Raw genomic sequence first — 25,096 nt, forward strand, 5'->3', positions numbered from 1 at the left:
TATTATAACAGTTTTAGAATTTTTCCATGTAAGGTCTAAGATCAATTTCATGTGTCCAAACAGACCTTTTTTGATTATGCAAATCAAGATAAACCTGAGCAATTTCATCTGGTTTTAAAATTCCATCTTTTTTCTTCAATTTATAAATATCTGGAAAGTTCTCTTTAATCCAAGGATGATCAATTGCTCCGTCAATAACTGTATGAGCAACATGAATCCCTTTAGGACCAAGTTCTCTTGCCATTGATTGAGCAACTGCTCTTAATCCAAATTTTGCTGATGCGAAAGCACTGAATCCAGAACTGCCTCTCATCGATGCTGTTGCTCCTGTAAAAATAATTGTTCCCTTTTTATTTTTCAACATATATTTAGCTGCTTCTTTTCCTGTTAGAAAACCTGCAAATGTAGCCATTTCCCAAACTTTTTTAAAAACTCTAGAAGTTGTTTTGCTTATAGGAAAAAATACATTCGCACCAATGTTGAAAATTACACATTCAATTTTTCCCTGTTTGGCTGCAGTTTTGAAGAGTTCTTGAATTTCTGCTTCATTTCTTGCATCCATTGGGTATGGTGTGCATTTAAAGCCTTTTTTATTTATGCCTTTTGCAAGATTTTGAAGATCTTTCTTATTTCTTTCTCTTCTAGATGCAAAAACATGATATCCAGATTGTGAGAATTTTTGTGCTAGAGATGAGCCTAATCCTGGACCAGCTCCGATAATTAAAACTATTTTATCTTTCATGAATTGTATTTGAATTATATCAATAAGGTTAGAATGAGAGAATGCAAATAAAATTCATTTTTGATATCGCAAGTCCAAATGCATATTTATCTCATAAAGTAATTCCTGATTTTGAGAAAAAATATGATGTCAAATTTGATTATTTTGTTTGTTTGCTAGGAGGTATTTTTAAATTATCAAATAATAAACCTCCTATGATTGCTAATGCAGAAATACCTCTCAAATATAATTACTTTGGCCAAGAGATCACAAGATTTGCAAAATTCCATCAATTAATAAACTTTAAAATGAATCCTCACTTCCCAATAAATACTTTGATTATTCAAAGAGGGGCTTTAGCAGCACAAGAGAGAGGGAATTTTGCAGAATATGTAGACTGTATAGCCAAAGGAATGTGGGAAGAAGAGAAAAATTTCAATGACATTGAAATTTTAAAGAGTTATTTATTGCAGAATAAAATCAACGGTGAAGAAATTTTAGAACAAGCCGCAACTCCTGAAATTAAACAAAAGCTTATAGACAATACATCTAAAGCATACGAAATGGGTGCTTTTGGAGTTCCAACTTTTTTTGTTGGGAAGGAAATGTTTTTTGGTAAGGAAGCATTTAGAGAAATGCCAGACTTTCTTTAATTAAAATCCTTATGTGAAAAGTAACTCACACCAGTTTTATTATTGAATGCCTCAGTTACCATATTTTTTGCAAGAGTCCTCGCTTCAACATTTTTAAAATCCTTTAGCTGTGATGGCAGCACTTGCCCAAAGATATTTGTTACTTTCTCAAAAATTTGAACATCTAGGCCAATTTTATTCTCCCTTTCTCCTAAAAGATGACTTGGTCTAAATATATTAATTTTATTAAATGATAACTTTTTAATTTCTTCTTCCATCTCCCCTTTTATCTTTAGATAGTGATTAAGCGAGTTTTTATCTGCCATTACCGAAGAAATTACAGATATATCTTTTATTCCGGTATCAAGCGCCATTTTAGCTAGTTTGATGACTAATCCAAAATCAACTTCTTCAAATTTAGGCTTAATTTTATCGCGCATATAAATAAGATCTAAAAGCTCCAATGGGTATCCCAAGCATATAAAGAAATGTTCTGCAGGTTTTAAACTGAAATCTTTATTGAAATCTATAAGCTCTTGCTTAACATTGTTTGGAAATTTGAAAGGTCTTCTTGAAATTGCAATTACTTCATGCTCTTGGAGGAAATCAGTAATGAGTGTTTTGCCAACGAGTCCAGTTGAGCCAGCAACTAATATTTTCATAAATTTAATTGAATTATTTGGAAGTTTTATTCTCTAAAGCACTTATTTTATCCTCTATTTTCTCAAGCTTATCTAAGATTTGATGAAAAAAATTTCGCGCCTCTGTTGGGCACTTTTCAAAAAAATGCTCTGTTAACTTTTCTAAATCTTTATTATCCATCAGAAATTATTCTACTAGATTTAGATAGTTTGATAACCTTTCGGGATTTACAGCAAATGTTAGCTTTCCAACATTAGCTTTGACTTCATTTAAATTTACCGCTTCACCTACTTGTATTACTCCAATCATTCCTAAGATTAGATGAGGTGTACATTGATAAACATATACTCCCTCTTCATTTAAAGTAACGCTAATGTTTTCATTAATTTCACCTTTCCATGGACTAGCTCCAGCAGGAATGAGCCCTTCTACTGATTCTGAGTTGTGTGCTAAATCAACAGATTTAAAATGGATAGTATCTCCTTTATTAACTTTTAAAAATCCTGGCTCAAAGATCATTGATCCGCCATCACCAAAATTTAGCATTTTCACTTCATGTTCGGCAGCACTAAGATTTAATGCCACTCCCATTATTAAGCCTATAAATATTTTCTTCATCCTATCTCCTCATCTGCATATTTATGATTAACTTCACTGTGATGCTCTTCATCTGCCTTTACACATTTAACAAGATCTATTAGTCGAGCATTGCTTTTCAAATCGTAGTATTCAATTGCTATTTGTGGGGCTTTTACATTTTCAATTTCACCATCTTCAATCATCTTTAAGTATTCTGTATAACTTTTGACAGCTTCATCTTCAAAAAAACCTATCATTCTATGAGCTGTTTTAGTGAAGAAAACATACATAAAGAAGTAAAATGCGCCAAACAAAAACTGTGAAAATAATACTAGACTTCTCTCGAATATATTCGGTTTAGCAATTTCAATAAAGAACATTAAATGCATTCTTTCATTTTCTGCCTCTGCTAACATTTCTCTTATGTGTTTGCCATAGCCTGCTTTCATTGATCTTAAGCTTTTAAAGTGCATCCACATCCCTGCGACCATACCAGGAACACCTGCAATAGTTTCGAGCACTACTGCTCTGTGGCCATATCTTTTTGCAAAAAAAGTATCTGCTATGAACCTAAAGAAAATGGTCATTGAATAGGCAAACCTATCAGAAAGTGTATGTAGGGAATTATTTTCAAATATATTCATAATATAAGATTTATTTATAAGCTATTATATGAATTATTTATACTTAAACAAGGTTTTGGTAAGGAGTTTGCTAAAGATGTTCTTAGAAAAATGCAGGAGGATTTAATTCCTCCAACATTTTATGGATTCTTATTAATCTCTGGAAAATTAACCAAAGGATTTTCGTTTAGAATTGTTGCTTCTGTAGTCTCAACATGTGCTCCTGCTGCTGCTCTAATATCTGTAAACTCCTGATCCTCTTTGAAAGATTTAAGACCTTCCATGCTCTGATAATGGATAATGGCAAACATACTTGTATCATCATCCTTCTCAGTTCCGGCAAAGATAATTGTTCCACCGTGTTTTTGAAGACGGTGGCCATTTTCAAGCGCCATTTCCATCCATTTCGCAAATGAATCACATTTTTGTGTAAGTTTTACGTACATATTTCCTCCTAAAGAAAGAGTAACAAATAATTTGTTAAATTAAATTAAGTTTCTAATAAAAATGGTAGGGATGGAGGGAGTCGAACCCCCACGCCTTACGGCACTGGAACCTAAATCCAGCGTGTCTGCCAGTTCCACCACATCCCCAGCTGAAACGTTATTTTATATGACAAAAGCTAGGATTAAACCTAAAACAGCAAAAATTAACCACATAATTGCTTCCTTTTGGCTTCCTTTTTTAAAAGCCATATATGAGAGAATCCAAAAAATAACAGGTGAAACAAGTAAAAATGCTTTACCGATTAATATTACAGCTGGAACTAAACAAACAATTAAGAAAACTTTGTAAAAAGTCTCATTTAGAATCTTATCCATCATTTAATTTCTGAACCTTGCAACAAATCCTAGAAAGCCTGCTTTATTTTCTCCTGTTGCTAAGCTGCTAGACAACAAAATATCTACAACAGGATTTAATTTTTGTGTTAAAAGTTTTTTAAACGTCAGCGATTCCATCTCAATATCTATATCATCAAGAGTTTCAACTACTTTATAGGTCAGCACTGAATTATGTAATCTTAGTTCCCAAATCTCATTTAGGTCATTAAATTTAATTTTCACAGTTTCACTTAGCTCCTCGGTGTCCTTTGGATCAAGACGTATAGCCATAATATCTAAAAACATTAAAATACTAAGTTCGCGAAGCATCTTATCTGTAATGCTTGATTCAGCAGTCACAAATCCTTTACTTGTCTCTATATCAGATATTGCCGCATATTCACTAAGATAGTAGCTTTTTGCATTAGGGTTATAAGCCTCTTCTCCCAAGATTCTAAGAGTTTCCGCTCTAAGATTTCTTACCTCTATATTTTCCTCAGAAAATAAATCAGTTAAAAAAAGCGTCCATTGATAATCTTTTTTCTCAAAAGAACCTTTAATTTCTTCAAGTAATTTTTCATCAGAAATTAGCCCTCTAAGCCTTGATGAAAATTCTTTTTTTTCCAAAGGATGTAAATTAGAGGGATTACCGTCAAACCATCCAAAATAGCCATTAAATAGATTTCTTGAACTCCATTCTACTGAGCCATATAGTTCAAATAAATAAGGGTTTTCTCTTAAGCTTTTTGGCAATTTAATTGATTGCGCAACATCTATTGGGTTGCCTCCAAGATTAAGTTTACGCATGGTCTGATCATGCACATACTTAATTGCATCTCTATAGTTTTTAAGAATTTCGAGAATATTTTCTTTACCTATTATGGGGACGCCGTGACTTGGCACTAAAACTTCTGGCTCAAGAGCAATCATTTTTTCTATGCTTTGATACCAAGATCTAAAACTTCTAAAAGACGTGCCTCTGATTGTATAAATATTTGGAAATGCTTTGTAGATATTATCTCCAGAAAACAATGTCTTCATTTCTTCAATCCAAACAAAAATTTGATCATCCGTTTCTCCAGGTGCATGAAAGAAATCTACTTTTAGACCACCTACTTCTTCAGAGTGTGTTTTATCAAATACTATATCTGGTTTCAGATAGCCTGATGTATCAACTCCTGCCTCAAGCTTTATTCCAATTCCATCTGAAAAGTTTTTATCTTTTAAAATTAAACCGAACATCTTTTGTGATCTTTCGCCGATTAATGTTCTTTTAATACCCATAAAATTTTCAAACTCTGCCTCAAGATCTCTATGACCAATAACGCCATTGATTTGGAAATTTTCCTTGAAAGCTCCAGCTCCTAAAGTATGGTCAGCATGGAAGTGGGTATAAGCAATTTTAATTTCTTTGTTAGGATTAAAATTACCCATATCTTTTATCACTCTATTAGCTGTTTCTATTCCTCCCATCGTGTCGATTATCAGACTTTCACCATCACCAACAACTAGAATGCTGTTCGCCAATCCATAGCCCACAGCAACATGCAGATTAGGTAATGGAGAATAAATTTTTTCCTGAAAATCTTCACTGAGAAGTGAAAGATCTTCATTATTTTCACCTCTTGAAACAGATGAAATGTCTCTTTTTTCTTCTTCATTTGAACAAGACAACAGCACTAATAAGATTAGTAAAATCCTTAAATTTTGCATATGGGTATTTTAGTCTATATCTTTCTGTTTATCTCAAATTTAATTAGACTCAAGTCATGGATATGAATAAAAAAGAGGAACTGCTTGAAAGAGCAAATTTTATTCTGCAAGATGGTGTAAAAAATCGTGATTCACTTTTTCATACTCTTGTACTAAGTTCTTTGTGCGATGGAGAAATCGAATCCCGAGTCATGGTTTTAAGAGAATTCAACGAAAAAAAAAGAATCTTAAGATTCCATTCTGACTTCAGATCAAACAAGATTAAAGAGTTAGAAAAAGATAATAAAACAACGGTTATTGGTTATGATCCCAATCTTAAAGTGCAAATAAGACTTATTGGAGAAACAAAAATAAATTATCAAAATGAAGATACACAGAAAAGTTGGGAATCCTCTCAAGCAATTTCAAAAAAATGTTATTCCGTGAAAGAAGGCTCAAGTGCAAAAATTGAAAATCCAAAAGATGTAGATTTTGATATCAAATCAATAAATGTTGAAGATGGGTATGAGAATTTTTGTACATTAAATTTCAACTACAATATTCTTGAATTCCTTTACTTACAGAGAAGTGGACATAGGAGATGTAGGTTTTCTTGGAATGCTATGAATGAAGTTAAGAGTGTCTGGCTTGTACCCTAACTGTTGAGCAGTTCAAGCATAAAGCTATCTATATATTTGCTCACTTCTTCTTCAGAGAGTCTTAATTCATTTCTTACATTTTTTATCGGCCTTATACCAGTCCAAAGAGTTTTTCCAGTTTCTACAGAATAAGCTGTGACTCTTAGGAATGATCTATCAAGATCGTTGTAGAAATCATTATAGAAGGGATCGTAATATGGATAGTAAGCTCCTCTTCTTGCGTAAAACCTTGAGCTTCTAAAAGTATCTTCATCAATAGAAAGAGAGATTTTAAAAGCAATTTCAGCTTCTTTGCTCAAAGACAGTCCTAAAGCTTGCAACTCATCTGATAGCTCTACTTCTAAAAGCTCAGATGTAAATGGACTTACTCTTACATCATCTGATTGAGCAAAAGCTGATACTTGGAATGTGCTGTAATCTTGTATGTCAAAATCACTTAACCTTTCAGTGCTTACAGGATTTGAACTACATCCACCTAGTGTGGCTAAAAATATAATTGTTAAAATTTTTCTCAACATACTTTATTTATGACTCATAATATATATATATATTAGTTCCCTGAAAGAAATTCAAGATGCGTGGTTTTAAACTTTTAGATAAAAAACAAAATAAATCTCTAGGATTTGAGGCAGAAAGATATTTGCTTGATGATTACGGCTCTGAACACATTCACCTTAAAAATGATTCAAAAGAACTGGTTTTCATGGTTATGTTTCGTACAATCCCTGAAAATTCAACAGGTGTAGCTCATATCCTTGAGCACACAACACTATGTGGTTCTGAAAAATTTAAGGTACGAGATCCCTTTTTCATGATGCTCAGAAGGTCAATGAGCACTTTTATGAACGCATTTACATCCAGTGACTGGACTGCATATCCTTTTGCTACTCAAAATAAAAAAGATTTTTACAATCTTCTGGATGTTTACCTTGATGCAGCTTATTTCCCTGTTCTTGAAGAAGAAGATTTCAAACAGGAAGGACATAGACTTGAATTTTCAAAGCTAGATAAAAGTAGCTCTGATCTTGAATATAAAGGAGTTGTGTTCAATGAAATGAAGGGCTCAATGAGCAATATTTCAAGTGTGACATGGCAGGCTTTAACAAAAAATTTGTTTCCAGATCTGACTTACAGACACAATAGTGGTGGAGAGCCAAAAGAGATAATTGAATTAACTCATGACTATCTCAAGAATTTCCATAGTAAGTTTTATCATCCGTCTAATGCTACTTATTTCACATGGGGAGACATTGATGCAAAAGAAATTCAAAAATTTATAACAGATAAATTAAAAAATAAATTTGAAAATATCTCACAAGATAAAATCGAAATAGTGGAGCCTCAAAAGTCGTTTGTAAAAAGTGTGAATGCTGAGGAAGCCTTCAATCCGGTATCAAAAGAGCAAAGCAGCCATCAAAATTATTGTGCATGGGTTTTGGGTGAAAGTTCCAATATAGACGAACTGCTAGAATCTCATCTTGTTGCACTTCTTTTGCTTGGAAATTCTGCAACACCCCTTTACAAAGCATTAGAGTCGAATGATATAGGGAAATCACCTGCTCAGATTCTAGGCTTAGAAGATAGCATGAGACATTTAATGTTCATATGCGGTATTGAAGGGAGTGAAGAAAACTCCCAATCAAAATTTAACGCACTGATTGATAAAACTTTTGCAGATATAGTCAAAAATGGCTTCAAGGATGAGCAAATTGATGCGGCCCTTTACCAATTAGAGCTAAACAGAAGAGAAATTTCTGCAGGATCATTGCCTTATGGATTACAAATTCTTCTTTCACTTGCACCTGGTTCACTGTATAAATCAGATCCGCTTATCCTTTCAAATGTTGATGAAGCTCTAAAAAGACTCAAAGAGAATGCTAAGAAGAAGAATTACTTACAAAACATTGTCAAAAGAAACTTCGTAGATAATCAACATCGTGTGAATCTTGAAATGGTTCCTGATCTTGAGCTCATAAATAAGAAAGAATCTGAACTAAGAAAAATTCTTGATAACTTGAAAGCATCAATGAGCAGCAAGGAAAAACTGGACCTTGTAAATGAATCAAAAATCCTTGCAGATAGACAAAACGCAAAACCAAATAAAGATGTATTGCCAAAACTTGAACTATCAGATGTACCAAAAAATTTAACTTATCCTAAATCAAAGAAACTGGTTACTTTTGGATACTCTCCTACATTCTATGAACAACCAACTAACGGACTTACATACCAATCAATTACTAGAGATGTGAATATTGAGGGACTTGATCAAGTTGGTGATTTAATGATCTTATCCTCACTTCTAGGAAGAATTGACACCAAAAATAAGGACTACTTAAAACTTCAGGAAGCAATTTCAAAAATATCAGGCGGAATAAATGCCTCTTCGCATTTTTATCTTGATAAGAACGAGGAGATAAAAGGCAAACTTTCTCTTTCTTCTAAATCATTACCAGAGAACTCGCTTGAAGTTACAAAATTGATGTTTGAGATTCTTAATGAAACAAAATTTGATAACGATAAGAGAATTAAAGAATTAGTTTTTCAAAATTTTATGGGCCTTCAGCAAACAATTGTTGAAAATGGACATAGATTTGCGATGTTAGCAGCATCCTCAAGTCACAATAAATTATCTCTCATGCAAGAATTAAGCTCTGGGCTTAGTTCTCTTTATAAATTTGCACCTTTTGTTTCAAATAATGAGGAAATGCTTAAAGCTGAACTTGAAAAACAAGTTAAGTTTTTCGACGCAAACAAGAACTCTGCAAATGAATTGATGTTTGTATCAAATGTTCTACTAACTAAAGATGAGGTAAAAGATATTAGATCATTAGATTTCAAAATGGAGGGAGATTCAAAAGTGGAACTTCCATTTAAACAAGAATTTCACAAAATTGCGATGCCTATTAATACACAAGTAAATTTCTCAGCGTTATCGATGGATGCACCGATTTATGATCCAAAGGAATCTGCAAAGTATCTTCTTTTATCCAGTCTTTTAAGAAATGAGTATCTTCATAAAAGAGTAAGAGAACAAGGAGGAGCATATGGTGGTGGAGCAGTATATGATCCTTTCTCTGGAACATTTAAAATGTTTTCATACAGAGATCCTCGCTTCATAGACACAATTCAAGATTTTGAAGATTCATTAGAATGGGCTTTAAAAGGTGATTTCAGTGAAGAAATTCTTTTAGAGGCAAAGCTTTCAGTCTTATCAGATATCGATAAACCTTCCTCTCCAGCAGGTGAAGCTTTTAAGGATTACAGATTAAATCTTGAAGGGAAGTCCCAAAAGGATAGATCTGCATATAGAAATAATATTTTAGAAATCAAAACAGATGAAATTGTAGAGGCTGCAAAAAATCTAAAGGACAGAAAAAAATCAATTTTCTCTATCATTAACCCTAATTTTGAAAAAACTGCTCAAGATAACGGTTTTCAAATTAGAAAAATCTAGTCAAATATATTCCAGTTTCTTTTTTTGACAACAATCTCACAGTTTTTAAGTTGTCTCTCATATTTCGCTGCATTTAGTTTTACTTTTTTTGCTACTGAAAGGAGCCAATCTTTTTCTTTAAATGTCCCTCTTTTATAACCACCATAACCCTCATGGTAGGCTAAATATAATTTTTCTACCTCATAGTTTTGTATTCCTGATGATCTTGCTTTTGAAAGGTACCAGCCAATAAAATCAACTGAATTCTTAAAACTTGCTCTCCTTGCCCAATTGTTTCCAGTTTCGTTTTGATACTCTTCCCAAGTAGATTTTACTGCTTGAGAGTAGCCTCGTGCTGAGGAAGGTCTTTTTCCAGGAAAAACCCAAAGAATTTTTTCCCTGTCAGGTGCAGCCCTAGAATCGAATGAGGACTCCTGCCTTATAATTGCCATTACAGTGCTTGGTTTTGCTCCCCATTTTTTCTCAGTATCTAAAAGCGGCTTTTTCCATGATGGATTATCATCAAGCATCTTACAAATATCATCCTGATTTAATGGAATTTCATTTGAACAATTAGTTAGAAGAATTAACAGAATACTTGATAATATTACTCTTATCATATTTTTAAAAACTCTTTTAAGTTTTCCTCTTTAACTAATTCTATGCCAAATTCTTCTGCCTTTCTCAATTTAGAACCAGGATTTTCACCACAAATCAAATAATTTGTTTTTGAACTCACGCTGCTTGATGGAATGCCACCTTTATCTTTAATTATATCTTTTAGCTCTTCTCTGCTATATTCCTCAAAAGTGCCTGTAATAACAATCTTTTTGTTATCTAAATGGCTATCTTCAGTAACTATAAAATCTTTAATGCTTAATTCATTTACTAGATCATCAATGCCAATCGGATCAGTAGAAAGGAAATTTATAATCTTTTGAGCAACGATATCTCCAATATTATCCATTTGTAACAATTCATCTAGATTTGTATTTTTAAAATTAGAAAAAGTTTTAAAGTATCTTGCTAAACTAGATGCGGTTGTCTCACCAACCTCTGGTATGCCAAGCGAATATATAAACATTGCAAGACTTGGCTCTCTTGAGCTCTCAATGCTCTGAAAAAGATTCTCAATCGATTTCTCACCGAAGCCTTCTAATGATTTAAGCTCACTTTCATATTTTTTTAATCTGAATAAATCTGCAGCTGATTTCATGTATCCCAAATTGATTAAAGTTTTATTTATTTTGTATCCAAGACCCTCAATATTCATTGCCTTTCTCGAAACAAAATGTTCAAAAAAACCAAAAAGTTGTTTTTTACATTTCATTCCAGCACCACATTTCAAGAAAGGACCATCAAGAAAAAGTTCTGATTCACATGATGGACATTTGTCTGGAATTTTTACTGGGGTTTCATCACCTGAGCGTAACTCTTTATTAACCTTAACAAGCTGTGGGATAACATCTCCTGCTCTCCTAACAAGAACACTATCATTATCCATTATTTCAAGACGTTTTAGTTCATCCATATTATGCAAAGAAATATTTGAAATATTTGCTCCTGCAATTAACACTGGTTCAATTGTTGCAAACGGTGTAATTACTCCTGTTCTGCCGACAGAGAAAAGAACTTTCTTTACTTTGGAAACCTTTTCTGTCGCTGGAAATTTCCACGCTACAGCCCATCTTGGAGCCTTAGAAACAAAGCCAAGTTTTTCTTGTTTAGAAAAATCATCTACTTTTACTACTGCTCCATCAATTTCGTAATCTAAATCTTCACGAGAAGATAAAATTTTATCAACATAATCTTTTACCCCACTTTTATTAGAAAAATTTGTAAATTCATTGGTTGAAAAATTATTTTCTTTAAGAAAATTTAAAAAATCTCTCTGATTTCGCTTTGTAAAATCACTGCTATGTCCACCCAAACCATAAAAAAATACATCTAGTGGTCTACTTGCAACAACCTCTCTATCAAGATTTCTAAGAGTTCCAGCCGCTGCATTTCTTGGGCTCAAAAACTTCTTTCCATTTTTGCTCTCAATTTCTTCATTTATATTTTTAAAGTGTTTTAATCTGAAAAATACCTCTCCCCTTATTTCGATTACTTCTGGATAATCTTTTAGTGTAAGTGGTATATGTTTGATGGTTTTAACATTTTCAGTAATAACTTCACCTGTTATGCCATCACCTCTCGTTACGGCCTTGGATAATTTTCCTTTCTCGTAGGTAAGTGATACTCCAATACCATCAAATTTTGGCTCAATGGAATAAATTATTTCTTGGCTTCCTACCCTTTTTAGAACTCTTTCTTCAAATTTTTCAAACTCCTCTTCATTAAAGACATTATTTAAAGAAAGCATTGGCTTGATGTGATCATGTTTTTCAAAATTTCTAGCAGGCTTTGCACCGACTTTATCGGTTGGTGATAGTTTTTCTTTCTTGTTTTGTTTTGCCTCTAAATCTTTAAATCTTTGATATAAAGCATCGTACTCTGCATCAGATATTTCTGGATTATCGTCTTGATGATAAAGCTTATTATGACGTTCAAGTTCCGCTTTTAACTTATTTATTTCTTCTTCAGGTGCCATATCCCATATCTGTTTGTGAAACTTCTTCTCTAAGATATTCCAAAGTCTGAGCATCTACTTTATTTAAATTCTCATCAAAAAGCCCCATATCAAAATTGCTTTTGATTGAATTTGCTAAATCAATCATTTCATTGAAAACTGTCAATCCTTCAGTTTTCTTTTTAATACTATTAGGCATTTCAAGAGTTAGATTTATTGCCTCTACTTCCTGATTTTCTAAAAATGTACCAGGCGTTTTAAGATTAATGACATAAAACTTGTTGTCACCCTCATCATGTTTTGAAGTAAAAAAATACCCATCTTCTTCTGGGTGTTTTCTTTCGTAAAGGCCTGCACTATTTAACTTTGCTTTCAACATTTCGTACATCGGAGAAGTATTGATTCTTGCCTTCAGAATCAAGGAAATTGTTTTAGCACTGAAATCTATTTGCACTTGTTCAGGAGGTCCTCCGCTAGAATTCTGATTTTTCGGAGTTACGCTCCCGTTATCATTTTTTTTATTTTTATTATTATTTAAGTCTTTTGAAAATTTCAAACCATTCTTATTTTTGATGATTGAATAGGCCTTTATGGCAATTAGTGCGAGAATTATTAATCCAAAAATAATGTAAATTGAATATTGAATATAAGGATTATCAATCAAGATTGTGCAAGCTCCATTGCCTGTTCTACGTCCACAGAAACAACTTTTGAAACTCCTAGATCTCTCATAGTCACTCCAAGGAGATGAGTGCTTTTTTCCATTGATATTTTATTATGTGTTACAAAAATAAATTGAACTTTAGAAGACATTTCAGACACTAAATTAATAAACCTTACAGTGTTTTCATCATCTAATGGGGCATCCACCTCGTCAAGCAAACAAAATGGAGCAGGATTTATAGAAAACAATGAAAAAACTAAAGCAAGAGCAGTTAATGCCTTTTCACCACCTGATAACTGAGATAGTTTTGTGTTCTTTTTTCCAGGTAATCTAGCCATTAAGATTAGTCCGGAGTCTTCGGAACTATCAACAGGATTTAATTTACAAAATCCACCATCAAAAAGTTTTGGAAAAATTTCCTCTAAAAACTTATTAGTTGAATTTAAGCAATCATTGAAAGACTTATTAGATTCTCTATCTATCTTTTTAATTGCCTCGTCTAGTTTTGATAATGATTCAACTAATTCCTCAATCTGACTAGTTAAAACCTCTTTTCTTTGCTTTTCCGCTTCTAGTGTTTCAGGTGCTGCAAAATTGATAGGCCCTAGATTCATAATTTTCTGTTGCAGCTTTTCTAATTCAATACTTATGTCCTCTTCTTCTCCTTGAATATCTTTCACATCCTTATAGGTATCGAGTTTCTCAGTCTTTTCCTTGATTTCGTTTTCCAAACTTCTTTTATTAACTTCTTCTTCGTTTCTTTTTTGTGATATTGCTTCTTTCTGTGTTTCAAGTCTTGTGATTTCTGCCTCAAATTTTCTGACTTCTTCGTTTAAGTTATCTTGATTTGCTCTAAGAGTAGTAATTTTTCCTTCTTGCTCCTTTCTATTTTCCACAAGATCAGAAAGTCCTGATTTTTCATTTTTAAGATCTTTTTTTATGTCTTCAATTTCTTTGATGATTGCTTTGTTTCTCTCAACAAATTGTTCTTTAAGAGAGTTAATAGTTTCTGAATTATCAGAGCCCTTCCCTTTTCCAAAATCAAAACCTTTTTTCCAAAATTTAATTAATGACTGTTTCAAAATTTCGAATACGCTTTCATCAATCTTTCCTTGAAACTTTTTGATTTCAATAGAAACTTCACTTTCTATTACTTTTTCAACATCAGATTCAGCAGATGATGTTTCGACAGCTCCATCATCATCACTCAAATCAGCTAAATTCTTTTTATTTTTTTCTTGTTCAAGCTCTAATTCAGAAATTCTTATATTCGAAGATTTTTCTTTCTCCTCTATCAATGAAATCTTTGCACCAAGTTCAAAAAATACTCTCTGCTGATCCTCTAAATCTTTTAGACCCTCCATTAGCTTTGTTTTACTCACATCTCTTTTTGAAGTAAAAGCTAATCTTTCCCCATCAAGTTTTTCTATTCCATCTTCAGTACTTTTATTTTCTTTCTCAGCAGATTTAAGCTGATCTGTTAATGTATTGATTTCAGAGTTAATTAAAAATTTTGAAAGTTCTTTCTCTTTCTCTCTAAGTTTTTTGTATTTAGTAGTTAAATTTGCTTCTGCATTAAGTCTCCTTATAGATCTTTTTACTTCATCCTCAAGATCTTTGAGCCTATCAATATTTTCTGAAGTTCTTTTAATTCTTGATTCAGTTTCTCTTTTTCTCTCTTTGTATTTTGTTATTCCAGCGGCTTCTTCTACATAACTTCTTAGCTCCTCTGGCTTTGCACTAACTAGACTAGATATTATTCCTTGCTCAATAATGGCATAACTATTAGCACCTAACCCTGTCCCAAGGAATAAATCTTGAACATCTCTTCTTCTTGCTGAAGCATTATTTATAAAATAAGTTGATTGTCCATCTCTTCCCATTTCTCTTTTAACACTTACTTCATCAAATTTGAGATATTCTCCACCCAAAAAATTTTCAGAATTATCAAAAAAGAGTTCAACAGAGCAATGGCTTACCGGCTTTCTATTATCTGAGCCATTAAAAATGACGTCTTGAAGACTTTCACTACGTAGACTTTTCGCTGACAGCTCTCCTTTAACCCATTTGATTGCATCAATTATGTTTGACTTTCCACAACCATTTGGACCAACAATGCCACACATTATTCCAGGGAAGTCTACTTGAATCGGATCAACGAAACTTTTAAATCCAGAGAGTTTTAAGCTTTTAAGTCTCATTTCGTTTTTTTATAGTATAGATGGTTACAAGGCCAATAGACAGAATTAAAACAATTAATGGAAGATAAATAAGCAAATTATTTTTACCAATTTCTTCATTCAAAATAATGTAATTTCCGTACCTTTCTCTCATCAGATCATAGATTTCTTTATCTGACTTCCCATTACTAATCAAATATGAAATTTCTTTTTTAAGATCTTTTGAAATTGGAGCATTTGAACTATTTATATTTCCATAATCACATTTAGGACATCTTATGTTTTCCGAAATTGTATCAAGACGTAAAATTTCTTCTTCTGTTAAATTGGAATAAAGTTTTTCAGCAAAAATAAGACTTGAACTAAGAAGAATTAAACTAAAAAAAACTTTCAAAGTCCCTCTCCCAAATTTTTCTATTCAGTTCTCCAACCCTATGACTTACAATTTTCCCATCGATTACTAAAAATGTTTCTGGTGCGCCAATTACGCCTAGTTTTAGCGAGTAATCACCACCTAAGTCAAAGATTGAATTATCGTAAGGATCTCCATTATCTTCCAAATATGAAATTGCATCACTGAGTTGGTCTTTGTAGTTAATACCAACAATTTTTAGATTGTTTTCTTCTGAGATTTTTTTTAAAAAAGGATGTTCTACTTTGCATGTAATACACCAACTAGCCCACACATTTAATAAAACTTTCCCTTTAAGCAACTCTTCTTGATCAAAAATTTCTTGATTTAAGTCGACTAGATTTTCAAATTCAGGCAAGTCCTTTCCAGTTTGATTATTAATCCTTGAGATTTCTGGTTTAGACAATGAATAAGAAAATAAATAAATCATGCCAATGATTAAAAAACTTACAAAAACAATAAAAATTCTATTCATTTGATCTTTTAATAATTCCATAAAGCATGGATAACATCAACAGGACAGAGGATAGCCAAATTGTCATAATTCCATACTTTATAGAAAAGGATAGTGTCCAGGAGCCATCAGAATATCTATCGCCTAAGACTATTAAATAATCCTTTAAAAAGCTTGGACTTATACCTGTTTCCGAAGTTATTTGTCCGCCTATCCTGTAAATTCTTCTTTCACTTTGTATCAAAGATTCATTTCCTTGATAATCAACCAAAAAATTAGCTTTAATTGAGTCAAAATTATCCTGATTCTCTAGCTCAATAGATTCAAATGAAACTGTTCTATCAAAAACTTGTATCCTCTCATTTGGTGCCAGTTTAAGATCAACATTTTTCGAATAAAAATGATTACAAAGAACACTAAAGGTTAATAATATTACTGAAAAGTGTCCTAATATTTTATGTGTTTCTCTATTACTCTTATCAAAAACAATTTTGTATCCGCCCCTTAAAATAAAAACTACGAGTATTAATCCTGTGAAGAGAATGCCAATATTTTTTACAAAACCATATATAAAAAATAATAATGGAACAATTAAAAATAATGAGACTAGAATCAAGCCTTTATTTCTCACCCCAAGAAAAATTTCGAATGAGAATATACTAATTAAAGCAATTACAAGAGGTGTAATTAAGTCTGAGAAATATTTGGGACCAACGCTCAGAGGTTGTTGATAAATTGATTCATAAAATAATGGATATAAAGTTCCAATAAATACAATTAAAAGAATTGTCATCATTATTAAATTATTCAAAAGAATTAAATATGTTCTTGAAAAAAGATTAGGCCATTTGCTGCTCAAATTATTTGTTTTAGCAAAGAAAGCTACAAAAGATATAAATGAAAACAATGAAAAGATACTTAATAAATAAATGCCACGTGTTGGATCGGCTGCAAATGTATGAACACTGTTAAGTACGCCTGATCTCACTATGAAAGAGCCCAAAATTGAAAGTAGAAAAGTCAAAATTCCTAAAAAAACCATCCAAGATAATAAAATTTTATTTCTGCTAAATATCAAAGAGTGGCTGAATGCTGTTCCAGCAAGCCATGGCATTAATGCAACGTTCTCAACAGGGTCCCAAAACCAATATCCGCCCCAACCCAGTTCGTAATAAGCCCATATAGAGCCTAGAAGTATGCCCAATGTAAGAGTAAACCATGAAATGCCGCCCCAAACTTTTAAGACATTAAAGAGTTTATTGTCAAATTTGGTAAACATCCCAGAAATAACAAGACTAAAGGTGATTGCGTATAAAACGTAACCAGTAAATAAGATAGGAGGATGAATAATTAGCAATGGATCTTGTAAAAGTGGATTTAAGTCAACCCCATTTGGTGGAGGATTTGCAATCTTGAGGAATGGGTTTGATGTAAAAATCACAAAAAGTAGATATAAAAAAATTATCCCAGCAACAATTTGGTTAGAAATATTAATAAAAGGTTTGCCAATATTTGTTAGGTTATTTATGAACATTGCCAAAGATAAAATCAAAGTCATTAATAAAAATGAACCCTCGTGAGCAGACCAGGAAGCAGAAAACTTATAGAAAGTTGGAAGAAAGATATTTGAATTACTGGCTACATATAAAAATGCAAAATTATCAATTAAAAATTGTGTGATCAAATAGATAAATGATGTAAACAGAGCAAATAAATTAAATGAAATTAAATTATTATTAAAATTAACAATTCTTTTAAAAATAGATGAAAGAAGTACAAGAAAAATAGAAAAACAAGCTAGAGAAAGCAAAATATTTCCCAATAAATCAAAACTTATATTAATCATTATTATTTAGTTCGACTGGAGAATAGTTTTCATCATGTTTGGCTAAAATTTCTTTTGCTACAAATATTTCTTCGTTAGTATCAAAATAACCTAAAGCAACTACTCCACTGTTTTCTTTAAACAAATTTGGAAGAACGCCTCTAAATGTTACTAGTGTCTCATTGTCATAATCAGTTACGTAAAATTTTGTGTTCAAACCCTCTTTTTGAACACTATTCACTTTTACCATTCCACCTAATTTAAATGTATTTAAATTTTCATATCCCTTTTCAATTGCTTGTGTTGGTGTCAGATAGAAATTAATATTTGATTGAAGCGCCTTTAAAACAAAGAATGTAATCATTCCCAAAGCGCTTAATGTTACTAGTATTACCCCAAGCCTATTTAATCTGTTTTGTCTAATCATCTGAACGTTCAATAAAATATTTTTTTTGTTTAGCATATTTGTCATGTGCCAACCAATAACTTAAAAGTATAAAAAATAAAAAAACTAAGTAGGAAATGTAAACCAACATTAAATTATCCATTGATCTCTCCTTGTAACCGCTTTGATTGCCTTGTTCTAAGCAATATTTCAGACTGAATATTTCTTGCAAAAATAGCATACGATAAAAACAATAATGAAATCACCATTAAAATTAGAATTGTAAGAAATTCTCCAGCAATAGTACTGCCTGATGAAGTTATGCTGGGTCCTTGATGTAAAGTATTCCACCAATTAACTGAGAATTTAATTATTGGGATATTAATTGCCCCTATTATTGCAAAGATACTAATCACAGTATCTGAAGTCGATATAGAATTAAAAGATGTTCTAAGGACGTACAATCCTATATATTGAAGCAAAAGTATAAAAGTTGACGTAATTCTTGCGTCCCAAACCCAATAAGTTCCCCATGTTGGCTTTCCCCACAATGAGCCTGTAATTAAAACTAACAATGTTACAGCAATTCCTATAGGCACAGCAGAATTCAGATAGATTGTAGAAATTTTTGTTTTCCAAACAAGAAAAATCAAACCGCAATTTGCCAGAAAAAGATAAATTAGCTCAGAAAGTATTGCAGAAGGAACATGTATATAAATGATCCTATAAACCTCATCTTGCTGTACATCAGCTGAGGCAATAAATAGAGCTTGAAATGCGCCAAAAGCAAATAGCACTAAACCGATTAATAACGATGGAAAAGACGTAACTTCACAAAATTTATACACCTTTTCAAGCATTAAATATTTGGCAACATATTTATACATTATCTTGATTGAATCCTTAGTACTTTCAGAGTAATTAGATTGCAGAATACGTCTGAAAAAATGAAATACGCAATCATTAGATAGATGCTTGAGCCCCAATTATAGTTTGTAAGTAAAACGTCATTAGAGATTATGAAATAAGGTATAAGTAAGGGCATTATCACAAGGGCATTTAGAGCATTATTTCTTTTAAGAGAAACAGCGCTTCCAAGATAAAAAAAGTTTTTAAGTGTTATCAAAAAAAGCAGATATGAAAAAACAAACTTTTCAATACTGATTTCTTCAAATACTTCACTATTTACACCTATGTAAAGCATTGAAATTAAAACCATTGGTAAAAAGACCAATATTATTTGAGTTAAACTTTTTCCTATTAAATAAAATTCAAGATCATTTGTTTCACAAATTTTTTTCTCAATAAAACCACTTTTGTAATCATCAAGATATGTGCTCTCCGACATTAAGAAAACTGTAAAAAGACTTGCTATAAAAACATTTGAAAACCCTAACAAGTAGTTTGAATCTATGATCGTAAAAATTACAAAAATAATACTAAAAATTGAGATTGGCATATAAATATTTTTTGGAATACCCCAAAAAATTAAAAATTCTCTTCTTACGTTTTTAACTAGTCTTTTCATCTAAATTTACTTTTTTAGTATCAGGTATTTCAGTCTGATGATTGGTCAAAAGAATGGTTCCACCACTACGTATATGTTGTTTAAAAGCTTTCACTAAAAAATCATAGGAAACAGCATCTAAGCCAGCAAAAGGTTCATCCAATACCCATATTTTCTTTTTTGCTTGAAGTAATTTAGCAATAGCAAACTTTCTTTTTTCACCAAAGGAAAGATTGGCACACAGCTCGTCATATAGTTCTTTAATCTCAAAATTTTTTGCAATATCGCTATCAAGGGCAAGATCTTCAAGTTCAAAATTTCGTCTGATTGAAAGTTCTTCAACTAAAGAATTTTTATGGCCTAGATAATCTATATGTTCTTTAAAATTATCTCTATATTCACAAGCTTTTGAAGGAATTAATTTACAAAATATCTTTAGTAAAGTAGATTTACCCGAGCCATTTGAACCTCTAATTTCAATGAAATCATTTTTTTCAATTTCCATTGAAAAGTTATTTAGAATTACATTCCCATCTATTGCATAGGACAAGTTTTTAATTGAACAAATTGTTGTCATTTTATAAATATTGATGATGCAGAAATTCTATGCATAAAGCTTGTAATAAGCTTTATGGGGCTTTTATTAATGAAATCAATTACTTTAATAACTTGCCACCAAATTGAATTTAATTTTCATATAATAGTATTTTATCAATGCTTAGGAAAATGTTATGAGATTATTAATAATTTTATTTTGCTCGAATTTTATATTTTCAGACTCGTACTTCCCAAATGAAACTTGGGAAAAGAAAAGCGCATCTGAATTAGGTTTAAGTGAAGAAAAAGTTAACTTACTAATTGAAAAGTCCTTTGAGGATAAGGCCACAATGGGTGCAGTGATTATAAAGGATGGATATATTGTTTCTGAAAAATATGCCAGAGGCTTTAATGAAAATTCATATGGAACTTCTTGGTCTACTGCCAAAAGTTTCTATGCTGCACTGATCGGAATCTCTTTAGATAAAGGAGAGATAAAAAGCCTAGATGAGCCAGTTGCAAATTATGTTGATTCATATAACAGTCAATCAAAAAAAGATATCACAATAAGAGAAATTCTGAATATGACTAGTGGACTTGAATTCCCAAGTCATGAACACGAGATGATGTTTTTTGAAGAGGATCATCTTAAGTATGCATTAGAAGTTGAGGTTGAAAACCCTCCTGGAGAAAAGTTTCAATATAACAATGTTAATTCAATGCTTATTGGAGAAATATTAAAGGGAGCAACTGGGAAAACAGCCAAACAATTAATTGAAGAAAGAATATTTAGCAAAATTGGTATAAAAAATTACACAGCTTGGGAAGATGCTGCGGGAAATACTATGACTTATTGTTGCTTAGATATGTCAGCGAGAGATTATTCTAAGTTTGGCTTGCTTTTTTCTAGAGATGGAAACTGGGATGGAGAGCAAGTTGTCTCAAAAAGTTATGTTGATGAATCTCTGCAATTGTATTGGGGCAAGACACCGAGCATGGGATGGACCCATAGCGATACAAGAGGATATAGTTTGCAATGGTGGATCTCTAAATATGATGATGAAGCACAAATCTACAACACCAGTGGTAAATTTGGTCAATTTGTCTTTATCGATAAAGAAAGAGATATCATTTTCACAAGAATTACGAAGTATTACCCAAGTGGTGGAGAAGTACAAAAATTTGGTCCTTTAACTTATCTTAAGTTTCTTGGCAGTGTAAACGCAGCATTAAATGTATCAAGATTTCTTTATGACATTGGTTTAATAAATTTTGAGGACGGTAATGTTCAAACACCTTACACCCTAGCAGAAGGTGAATCAAAAGAATTCTATGAAAATTATGTAGATATCGTAGATCTCATGGCAGACCTTGAAAATGTTGAAAAATAAATTTCTTTATTTATTAATTTTTTCCACAACCTTATTAGGGCAAGAAATTAATAAAGAAACTTTATCTCAACTAGAAGAGATGATAATGAGTGATCCTGCAACTCAAGCTCTTATTGTTTCTCATAAAGGCGAAATAGTTCTGGAAAGCTATGGAGAAGAAGATTCAAGGGAAGATTTTGTTACCTCCCAATCAATTGCAAAGGCATTCTATGCATCTTTGTTTGGTGTGGCAATTAAAAAGGGGTTAATTGAAAGTCTAGATGAGCCCATTAAAAATTATTTATCTGAATGGGAAAATGATGAAAGAGGCAATATAACTATTAGAAACCTTCTAGAAATGAAATCTGGACTTTACCGAACAGAGTCTTGGAATGAAGAAATGTTTCTTTCCAGGGACAACTTAGCATTTGCATTAGAAGTTGAGCTAGAAGACAAGCCCGGAGATATATACAAATACAATAACGTAAATACTGCTCTTCTTGGGCCTGTTATAGAGGAAATATTTGATGCAGCGCCTCATGATGTTTTAGTAAATGAGATCTTAAATCCCTTAGGTATTAGTGAATACGGCTTGTGGAAAGACCATGCTTTAAGAGACGTTACTTTTCATGGGATTGATATGACTCCAAGAGATTTTATTAAGTTTGGTGAATTAATAGCTCAAGATGGAAGCTGGGACGATAAACAACTTATTGATAAAAATTATGTTATCAATTCGACGCAGCCTATATCTAAGGGGGATGGCGAGTATTATGGTATGCACTGGGCTGTGAGAAAAATTGCTGATGATAAGAAATTATTATGCATGGAAGGATTTAATGGCCAATATCTCTTTGTAATTCCTGAGCATGATTTAGTTGTAGTTAAATTCACTAAATATTCGCACAACAGAGATAATGGATATGTTATTAGCTTTGGCCCCCTAGATTATCTTTTATGGCTTCCCTTTTCATGGTTAAAAGCTATTGGAGAAGCATTTGCTGGCGAAGAAGAAGAAACTTCTACAGAGAGTGATGATGGTGGTATTAATATGCCAGCGACAATGTCACAAAAAGATAAATTCAATTGTCCAAATACTTCAACTGATAAGTGTCCACCAGTTCAAAGAATTCAAAATTTAGTTTTTGGTTTAACTGAGGCTAATCCCAACTAAGAATTACTTTCCCAGCTTTTCCTTCATTTAAGAGATCGAAAGCTTTTTTATAATCTTCAAATTTAAATCTATGAGTAATTATTTCTTCGATTTTTAGACCAGAGTCAATCAAAGCTAAACCCTTATACCAGGTTTCATATATTTCTCTCCCATAGATAGCTTTTAAATTTAAAGCTTTAAATATTATTTTGTTGAGATCAATTTTTATCTCCTTGCTTGGTATGCCAAGAAGAGCAACTTTTCCACCCATAATCATATTGTCTACCATATCTCTTAATGCAAATTCAGATCCTGACATTTCAAGACCTATATCAAAACCCTCCTTTAACCCCATATCCTTCATCTTTTCTGAGATTGATGAGTTTGTTGGATTCAATAACTCAGCTGAGCAAACTTTTTTTGCTAATTCCAATCTATGATCGTTTACGTCAGTAAGCAGAATTCTTCTTGCACCTACATGTTCAGCAATAGCTGCAGACATTATTCCAATTGGGCCTGCACCAGTGATAAGCACATCTTCACCAACAAGATCAAACGATAAAGTAGCATGAACAGCATTTCCAAAAGGATCTAAGATTGCTCCTACTTCATCACTGACAGAATCAGGAAGTGGAACAACATTTGATTCAGGAACTTTGACATACTCAGCAAAAGCACCGTCAGTATCTACTCCTAAATTTACTGTATCTGGATCAAGATGAAGTTTTCCTGCACGAGCATTTCGACTTTTTGTACCAGTTATGTGCGATTCAACAGAAACCCTGTCTCCTATTTTAAAATTTTTTATTTTTTTACCAACTTCCTCAATCACACCCATAAACTCATGGCCAACTGTCATTGGGGGTTTGATTTTTTCTTGAGCCCAACTATCCCAATTCCAAATGTGTAAATCGGTGCCGCATATTGCTGCTTTTTTTACCTTAATTAGGATTTCGTTATCTTTAGGACTTGGTTTTTCTTTCTCTTTAAGAGTGAGTCCAACTGCTGGCTCATTTTTTACTAAACACTTCATAATAAATTAAGCTCCTCGCCCACTTTTTTAAATGTGTCTATTACTTTATCCAATTCTTCTTTTGTGTGCTCACTATTAATTTGAAGTCTTATTCTTGCTTTATTTTTTGGTACTACAGGATAGAAAAATCCGACTGCATAAATGCCATTTTCTAAAAGTTTTTTTGACATGTGTTGAGCAACTTTTGCGTCACCAAGCATTACAGGCACAATTGGATGATCAGTGCCTAGTATTTCAAAACCTAGTTTTTTCATTTCTCCTCTGAAATATTTAGAATTTTCATAGATGCGTTGCCTTCTATCTGGTTCGCCTTCTACAATTTCTAGAGCTTTCATTGTTGCTGAGACAATTGACGGTGATAAGGCATTTGAAAAAAGATAAGGTCTCGATTTCTGTTTTAGCAGTTCAACCACACTTTTATTTGCACAAACAAAACCACCAGAAGCACCACCTAATGCCTTTCCAAGTGTTCCAGTGAGAATATCGACTCCATCTTTTATACCGAAATGTTCGGATGTCCCTCTGCCATTGCTGCCAACAAAACCTGTTGCATGACAGTCATCAATCATGACAAGTGCTTCGTATTCATTTGCCAAAGAACATATTTCATCAAGTTTTGCGTAAGTTCCGTCCATAGAAAAAACACCATCACTCACAATAATTTTATGTCTTGCCCCCTGCTCTTTTGCCTCCTCTAAACACCGCTTCAGATCAGGCATATTACTGTGTTCGTATCTAAAACGTTTTGCTTTGCACAACCTTATCCCATCAATTATTGAAGCATGATTCAAGGCGTCACTAATAATGGCATCATTTTCATCAAAAAGTGGCTCAAATAAACCTCCATTTGCGTCAAAACATGCCACATATAGTATGCAATCCTCATACCCAAGAAAGCTGCTTAGCTTTTCTTCTAGCTGTCTATGTTTATCATTCGTACCGCAAATAAAACGCACAGAAGCCATGCCAAAACCATCTTTTTCTACGGATTCACTTGCAGCTCTCTTTACGTCTAAATTATTAGCTAGTCCCAGGTAGTCATTGGCACAAAAGTTAAGAACACTACTTCCATTTGCAAGTTCGACTCTTGTTTTTTGGGGAGAGGCAATAAATCTTTCCTCTTTGAAAAGACCTTCTTCTCTAATCTTTTCTAATTCATTTTCTAATGAAGCATAAAAACTTTTTTTCACAAAGAGATT

The 25,096-nt window shown here is 32.4% G+C and carries 27 protein-coding genes and 1 tRNA gene; 5 read left to right on the plus strand and 23 right to left on the minus strand.

What is annotated here, in order from left to right; genetic code table 11:
• Window positions 1–13 precede the first annotated feature (13 nt).
• Complete coding sequence (locus M9B42_03815; GenBank protein ID URQ63905.1) at window positions 14–742, minus strand: SDR family oxidoreductase; 729 nt, start codon at window positions 740–742, stop codon at window positions 14–16.
• A 41-nt stretch (window positions 743–783) separates the two neighbouring features.
• Here M9B42_03815 and M9B42_03820 point away from each other — a divergent pair, with 41 nt between their 5' ends.
• On the plus strand, window positions 784–1,374 hold the full coding sequence (locus M9B42_03820) for a 2-hydroxychromene-2-carboxylate isomerase (protein URQ63906.1): 591 nt from the start codon (window positions 784–786) through the stop codon (window positions 1,372–1,374).
• On the opposite strand, the gene M9B42_03825 is transcribed toward M9B42_03820, so the two are convergent.
• The 8 genes from M9B42_03825 to M9B42_03860 all read right to left on the minus strand — a co-directional run bounded on the left by M9B42_03825 (window position 1,371) and on the right by M9B42_03860 (window position 5,731).
• The gene (locus tag M9B42_03825) at window positions 1,371–2,015 is read right to left on the minus strand and encodes a hypothetical protein (protein ID URQ63907.1); all 645 of its coding nucleotides are present in this window, start codon (window positions 2,013–2,015) and stop codon (window positions 1,371–1,373) included. The genes M9B42_03820 and M9B42_03825 overlap by 4 nt on opposite strands.
• Window positions 2,016–2,028: 13 nt before the next feature.
• On the minus strand, window positions 2,029–2,175 hold the full coding sequence (locus M9B42_03830; GenBank protein URQ63908.1) for a hypothetical protein: 147 nt from the start codon (window positions 2,173–2,175) through the stop codon (window positions 2,029–2,031).
• Between the two features lie 6 nt (window positions 2,176–2,181).
• Window positions 2,182–2,613, minus strand: coding sequence for a pseudoazurin (locus M9B42_03835; GenBank protein ID URQ63909.1), 432 nt, complete (start codon window positions 2,611–2,613; stop codon window positions 2,182–2,184).
• A complete protein-coding gene (locus M9B42_03840) occupies window positions 2,610–3,218 on the minus strand; it encodes an alternative oxidase (protein URQ63910.1) in 609 nt (202 codons plus the stop codon). The genes M9B42_03835 and M9B42_03840 overlap by 4 nt, the downstream gene beginning before the upstream one ends.
• 119 nt (window positions 3,219–3,337) lie before the next feature.
• A complete protein-coding gene (locus M9B42_03845; GenBank protein URQ63911.1) occupies window positions 3,338–3,643 on the minus strand; it encodes a hypothetical protein in 306 nt (101 codons plus the stop codon).
• Window positions 3,644–3,705: 62 nt separating this feature from the next.
• Window positions 3,706–3,790: transfer RNA gene (locus M9B42_03850), tRNA-Leu, on the minus strand.
• A gap of 15 nt (window positions 3,791–3,805) precedes the next feature.
• Window positions 3,806–4,018: a hypothetical protein gene (locus M9B42_03855; protein ID URQ63912.1), complete on the minus strand. Its 213-nt coding sequence runs from the start codon at window positions 4,016–4,018 to the stop codon at window positions 3,806–3,808.
• A 3-nt stretch (window positions 4,019–4,021) separates the two neighbouring features.
• Window positions 4,022–5,731: an MBL fold metallo-hydrolase gene (locus tag M9B42_03860; protein URQ63913.1), complete on the minus strand. Its 1,710-nt coding sequence runs from the start codon at window positions 5,729–5,731 to the stop codon at window positions 4,022–4,024.
• A gap of 62 nt (window positions 5,732–5,793) precedes the next feature.
• On the opposite strand from M9B42_03860, the gene M9B42_03865 reads away from it, so the two are divergent.
• A complete protein-coding gene (locus tag M9B42_03865; protein URQ63914.1) occupies window positions 5,794–6,369 on the plus strand; it encodes a pyridoxamine 5'-phosphate oxidase family protein in 576 nt (191 codons plus the stop codon).
• Here the strand turns inward: M9B42_03865 and M9B42_03870 are convergent.
• On the minus strand, window positions 6,366–6,887 hold the full coding sequence (locus M9B42_03870) for a hypothetical protein (protein ID URQ63915.1): 522 nt from the start codon (window positions 6,885–6,887) through the stop codon (window positions 6,366–6,368). The two genes, M9B42_03865 and M9B42_03870, sit on opposite strands and share 4 nt — an antisense overlap.
• A gap of 56 nt (window positions 6,888–6,943) precedes the next feature.
• On the opposite strand from M9B42_03870, the gene M9B42_03875 reads away from it, so the two are divergent.
• Complete coding sequence (locus tag M9B42_03875; protein ID URQ63916.1) at window positions 6,944–9,826, plus strand: insulinase family protein; 2,883 nt, start codon at window positions 6,944–6,946, stop codon at window positions 9,824–9,826.
• Here M9B42_03875 and M9B42_03880 read toward each other — a convergent pair.
• The 11 genes from M9B42_03880 to M9B42_03930 all read right to left on the minus strand — a co-directional run bounded on the left by M9B42_03880 (window position 9,823) and on the right by M9B42_03930 (window position 20,381).
• Window positions 9,823–10,425 (minus strand): transglycosylase SLT domain-containing protein, encoded by a 603-nt coding sequence (locus M9B42_03880; GenBank protein URQ63917.1) that lies wholly within the window; start codon window positions 10,423–10,425, stop codon window positions 9,823–9,825. The two genes, M9B42_03875 and M9B42_03880, sit on opposite strands and share 4 nt — an antisense overlap.
• The gene (gene ligA / locus M9B42_03885; GenBank protein ID URQ63918.1) at window positions 10,422–12,452 is read right to left on the minus strand and encodes an NAD-dependent DNA ligase LigA; all 2,031 of its coding nucleotides are present in this window, start codon (window positions 12,450–12,452) and stop codon (window positions 10,422–10,424) included. Before ligA ends, M9B42_03880 begins: the two co-directional genes overlap by 4 nt.
• Window positions 12,388–13,041: a cell division protein ZipA C-terminal FtsZ-binding domain-containing protein gene (locus tag M9B42_03890; protein URQ63919.1), complete on the minus strand. Its 654-nt coding sequence runs from the start codon at window positions 13,039–13,041 to the stop codon at window positions 12,388–12,390. Before M9B42_03890 ends, ligA begins: the two co-directional genes overlap by 65 nt.
• Entirely contained in the window at window positions 13,038–15,242 is a 2,205-nt protein-coding gene (locus M9B42_03895; protein ID URQ63920.1) for an AAA family ATPase, read from the minus strand. The genes M9B42_03890 and M9B42_03895 overlap by 4 nt, the downstream gene beginning before the upstream one ends.
• A complete protein-coding gene (locus tag M9B42_03900; protein URQ63921.1) occupies window positions 15,232–15,615 on the minus strand; it encodes a cytochrome c-type biogenesis protein CcmH in 384 nt (127 codons plus the stop codon). Before M9B42_03900 ends, M9B42_03895 begins: the two co-directional genes overlap by 11 nt.
• A complete protein-coding gene (locus M9B42_03905) occupies window positions 15,599–16,108 on the minus strand; it encodes a DsbE family thiol:disulfide interchange protein (GenBank protein URQ63922.1) in 510 nt (169 codons plus the stop codon). The genes M9B42_03900 and M9B42_03905 overlap by 17 nt, the downstream gene beginning before the upstream one ends.
• Complete coding sequence (gene ccsA / locus M9B42_03910) at window positions 16,101–17,933, minus strand: cytochrome c biogenesis protein CcsA (protein ID URQ63923.1); 1,833 nt, start codon at window positions 17,931–17,933, stop codon at window positions 16,101–16,103. Before ccsA ends, M9B42_03905 begins: the two co-directional genes overlap by 8 nt.
• Window positions 17,926–18,339 carry a cytochrome c maturation protein CcmE gene (gene ccmE, locus M9B42_03915; protein URQ63924.1) on the minus strand — a complete coding sequence of 138 codons (414 nt, stop codon included), beginning with the start codon at window positions 18,337–18,339 and terminating at the stop codon, window positions 17,926–17,928. The genes ccsA and ccmE overlap by 8 nt, the downstream gene beginning before the upstream one ends.
• Before the next feature lie 113 nt (window positions 18,340–18,452).
• Complete coding sequence (gene ccmC, locus M9B42_03920) at window positions 18,453–19,184, minus strand: heme ABC transporter permease CcmC (GenBank protein ID URQ63925.1); 732 nt, start codon at window positions 19,182–19,184, stop codon at window positions 18,453–18,455.
• Complete coding sequence (locus M9B42_03925; GenBank protein URQ63926.1) at window positions 19,184–19,825, minus strand: heme exporter protein CcmB; 642 nt, start codon at window positions 19,823–19,825, stop codon at window positions 19,184–19,186. Before M9B42_03925 ends, ccmC begins: the two co-directional genes overlap by 1 nt.
• The gene (locus M9B42_03930; GenBank protein URQ63927.1) at window positions 19,809–20,381 is read right to left on the minus strand and encodes an ATP-binding cassette domain-containing protein; all 573 of its coding nucleotides are present in this window, start codon (window positions 20,379–20,381) and stop codon (window positions 19,809–19,811) included. The genes M9B42_03925 and M9B42_03930 overlap by 17 nt, the downstream gene beginning before the upstream one ends.
• Window positions 20,382–20,535: 154 nt before the next feature.
• Here M9B42_03930 and M9B42_03935 point away from each other — a divergent pair, with 154 nt between their 5' ends.
• Window positions 20,536–21,732: a beta-lactamase family protein gene (locus M9B42_03935; protein URQ63928.1), complete on the plus strand. Its 1,197-nt coding sequence runs from the start codon at window positions 20,536–20,538 to the stop codon at window positions 21,730–21,732.
• Entirely contained in the window at window positions 21,719–22,885 is a 1,167-nt protein-coding gene (locus M9B42_03940; GenBank protein URQ63929.1) for a beta-lactamase family protein, read from the plus strand. The genes M9B42_03935 and M9B42_03940 overlap by 14 nt, the downstream gene beginning before the upstream one ends.
• On the opposite strand, the gene tdh is transcribed toward M9B42_03940, so the two are convergent.
• A complete protein-coding gene (gene tdh / locus M9B42_03945) occupies window positions 22,872–23,897 on the minus strand; it encodes an L-threonine 3-dehydrogenase (GenBank protein ID URQ63930.1) in 1,026 nt (341 codons plus the stop codon). The genes M9B42_03940 and tdh overlap by 14 nt on opposite strands.
• On the minus strand, window positions 23,894–25,087 hold the full coding sequence (locus M9B42_03950; GenBank protein ID URQ63931.1) for a glycine C-acetyltransferase: 1,194 nt from the start codon (window positions 25,085–25,087) through the stop codon (window positions 23,894–23,896). The genes tdh and M9B42_03950 overlap by 4 nt, the downstream gene beginning before the upstream one ends.
• Between the last annotated feature and the right edge of the window lie 9 nt (window positions 25,088–25,096).

It is taken from the genome of SAR86 cluster bacterium (genome assembly GCA_023703535.1).
Classification (GTDB): Bacteria; Pseudomonadota; Gammaproteobacteria; order Magnimaribacterales; family TMED112; genus TMED112.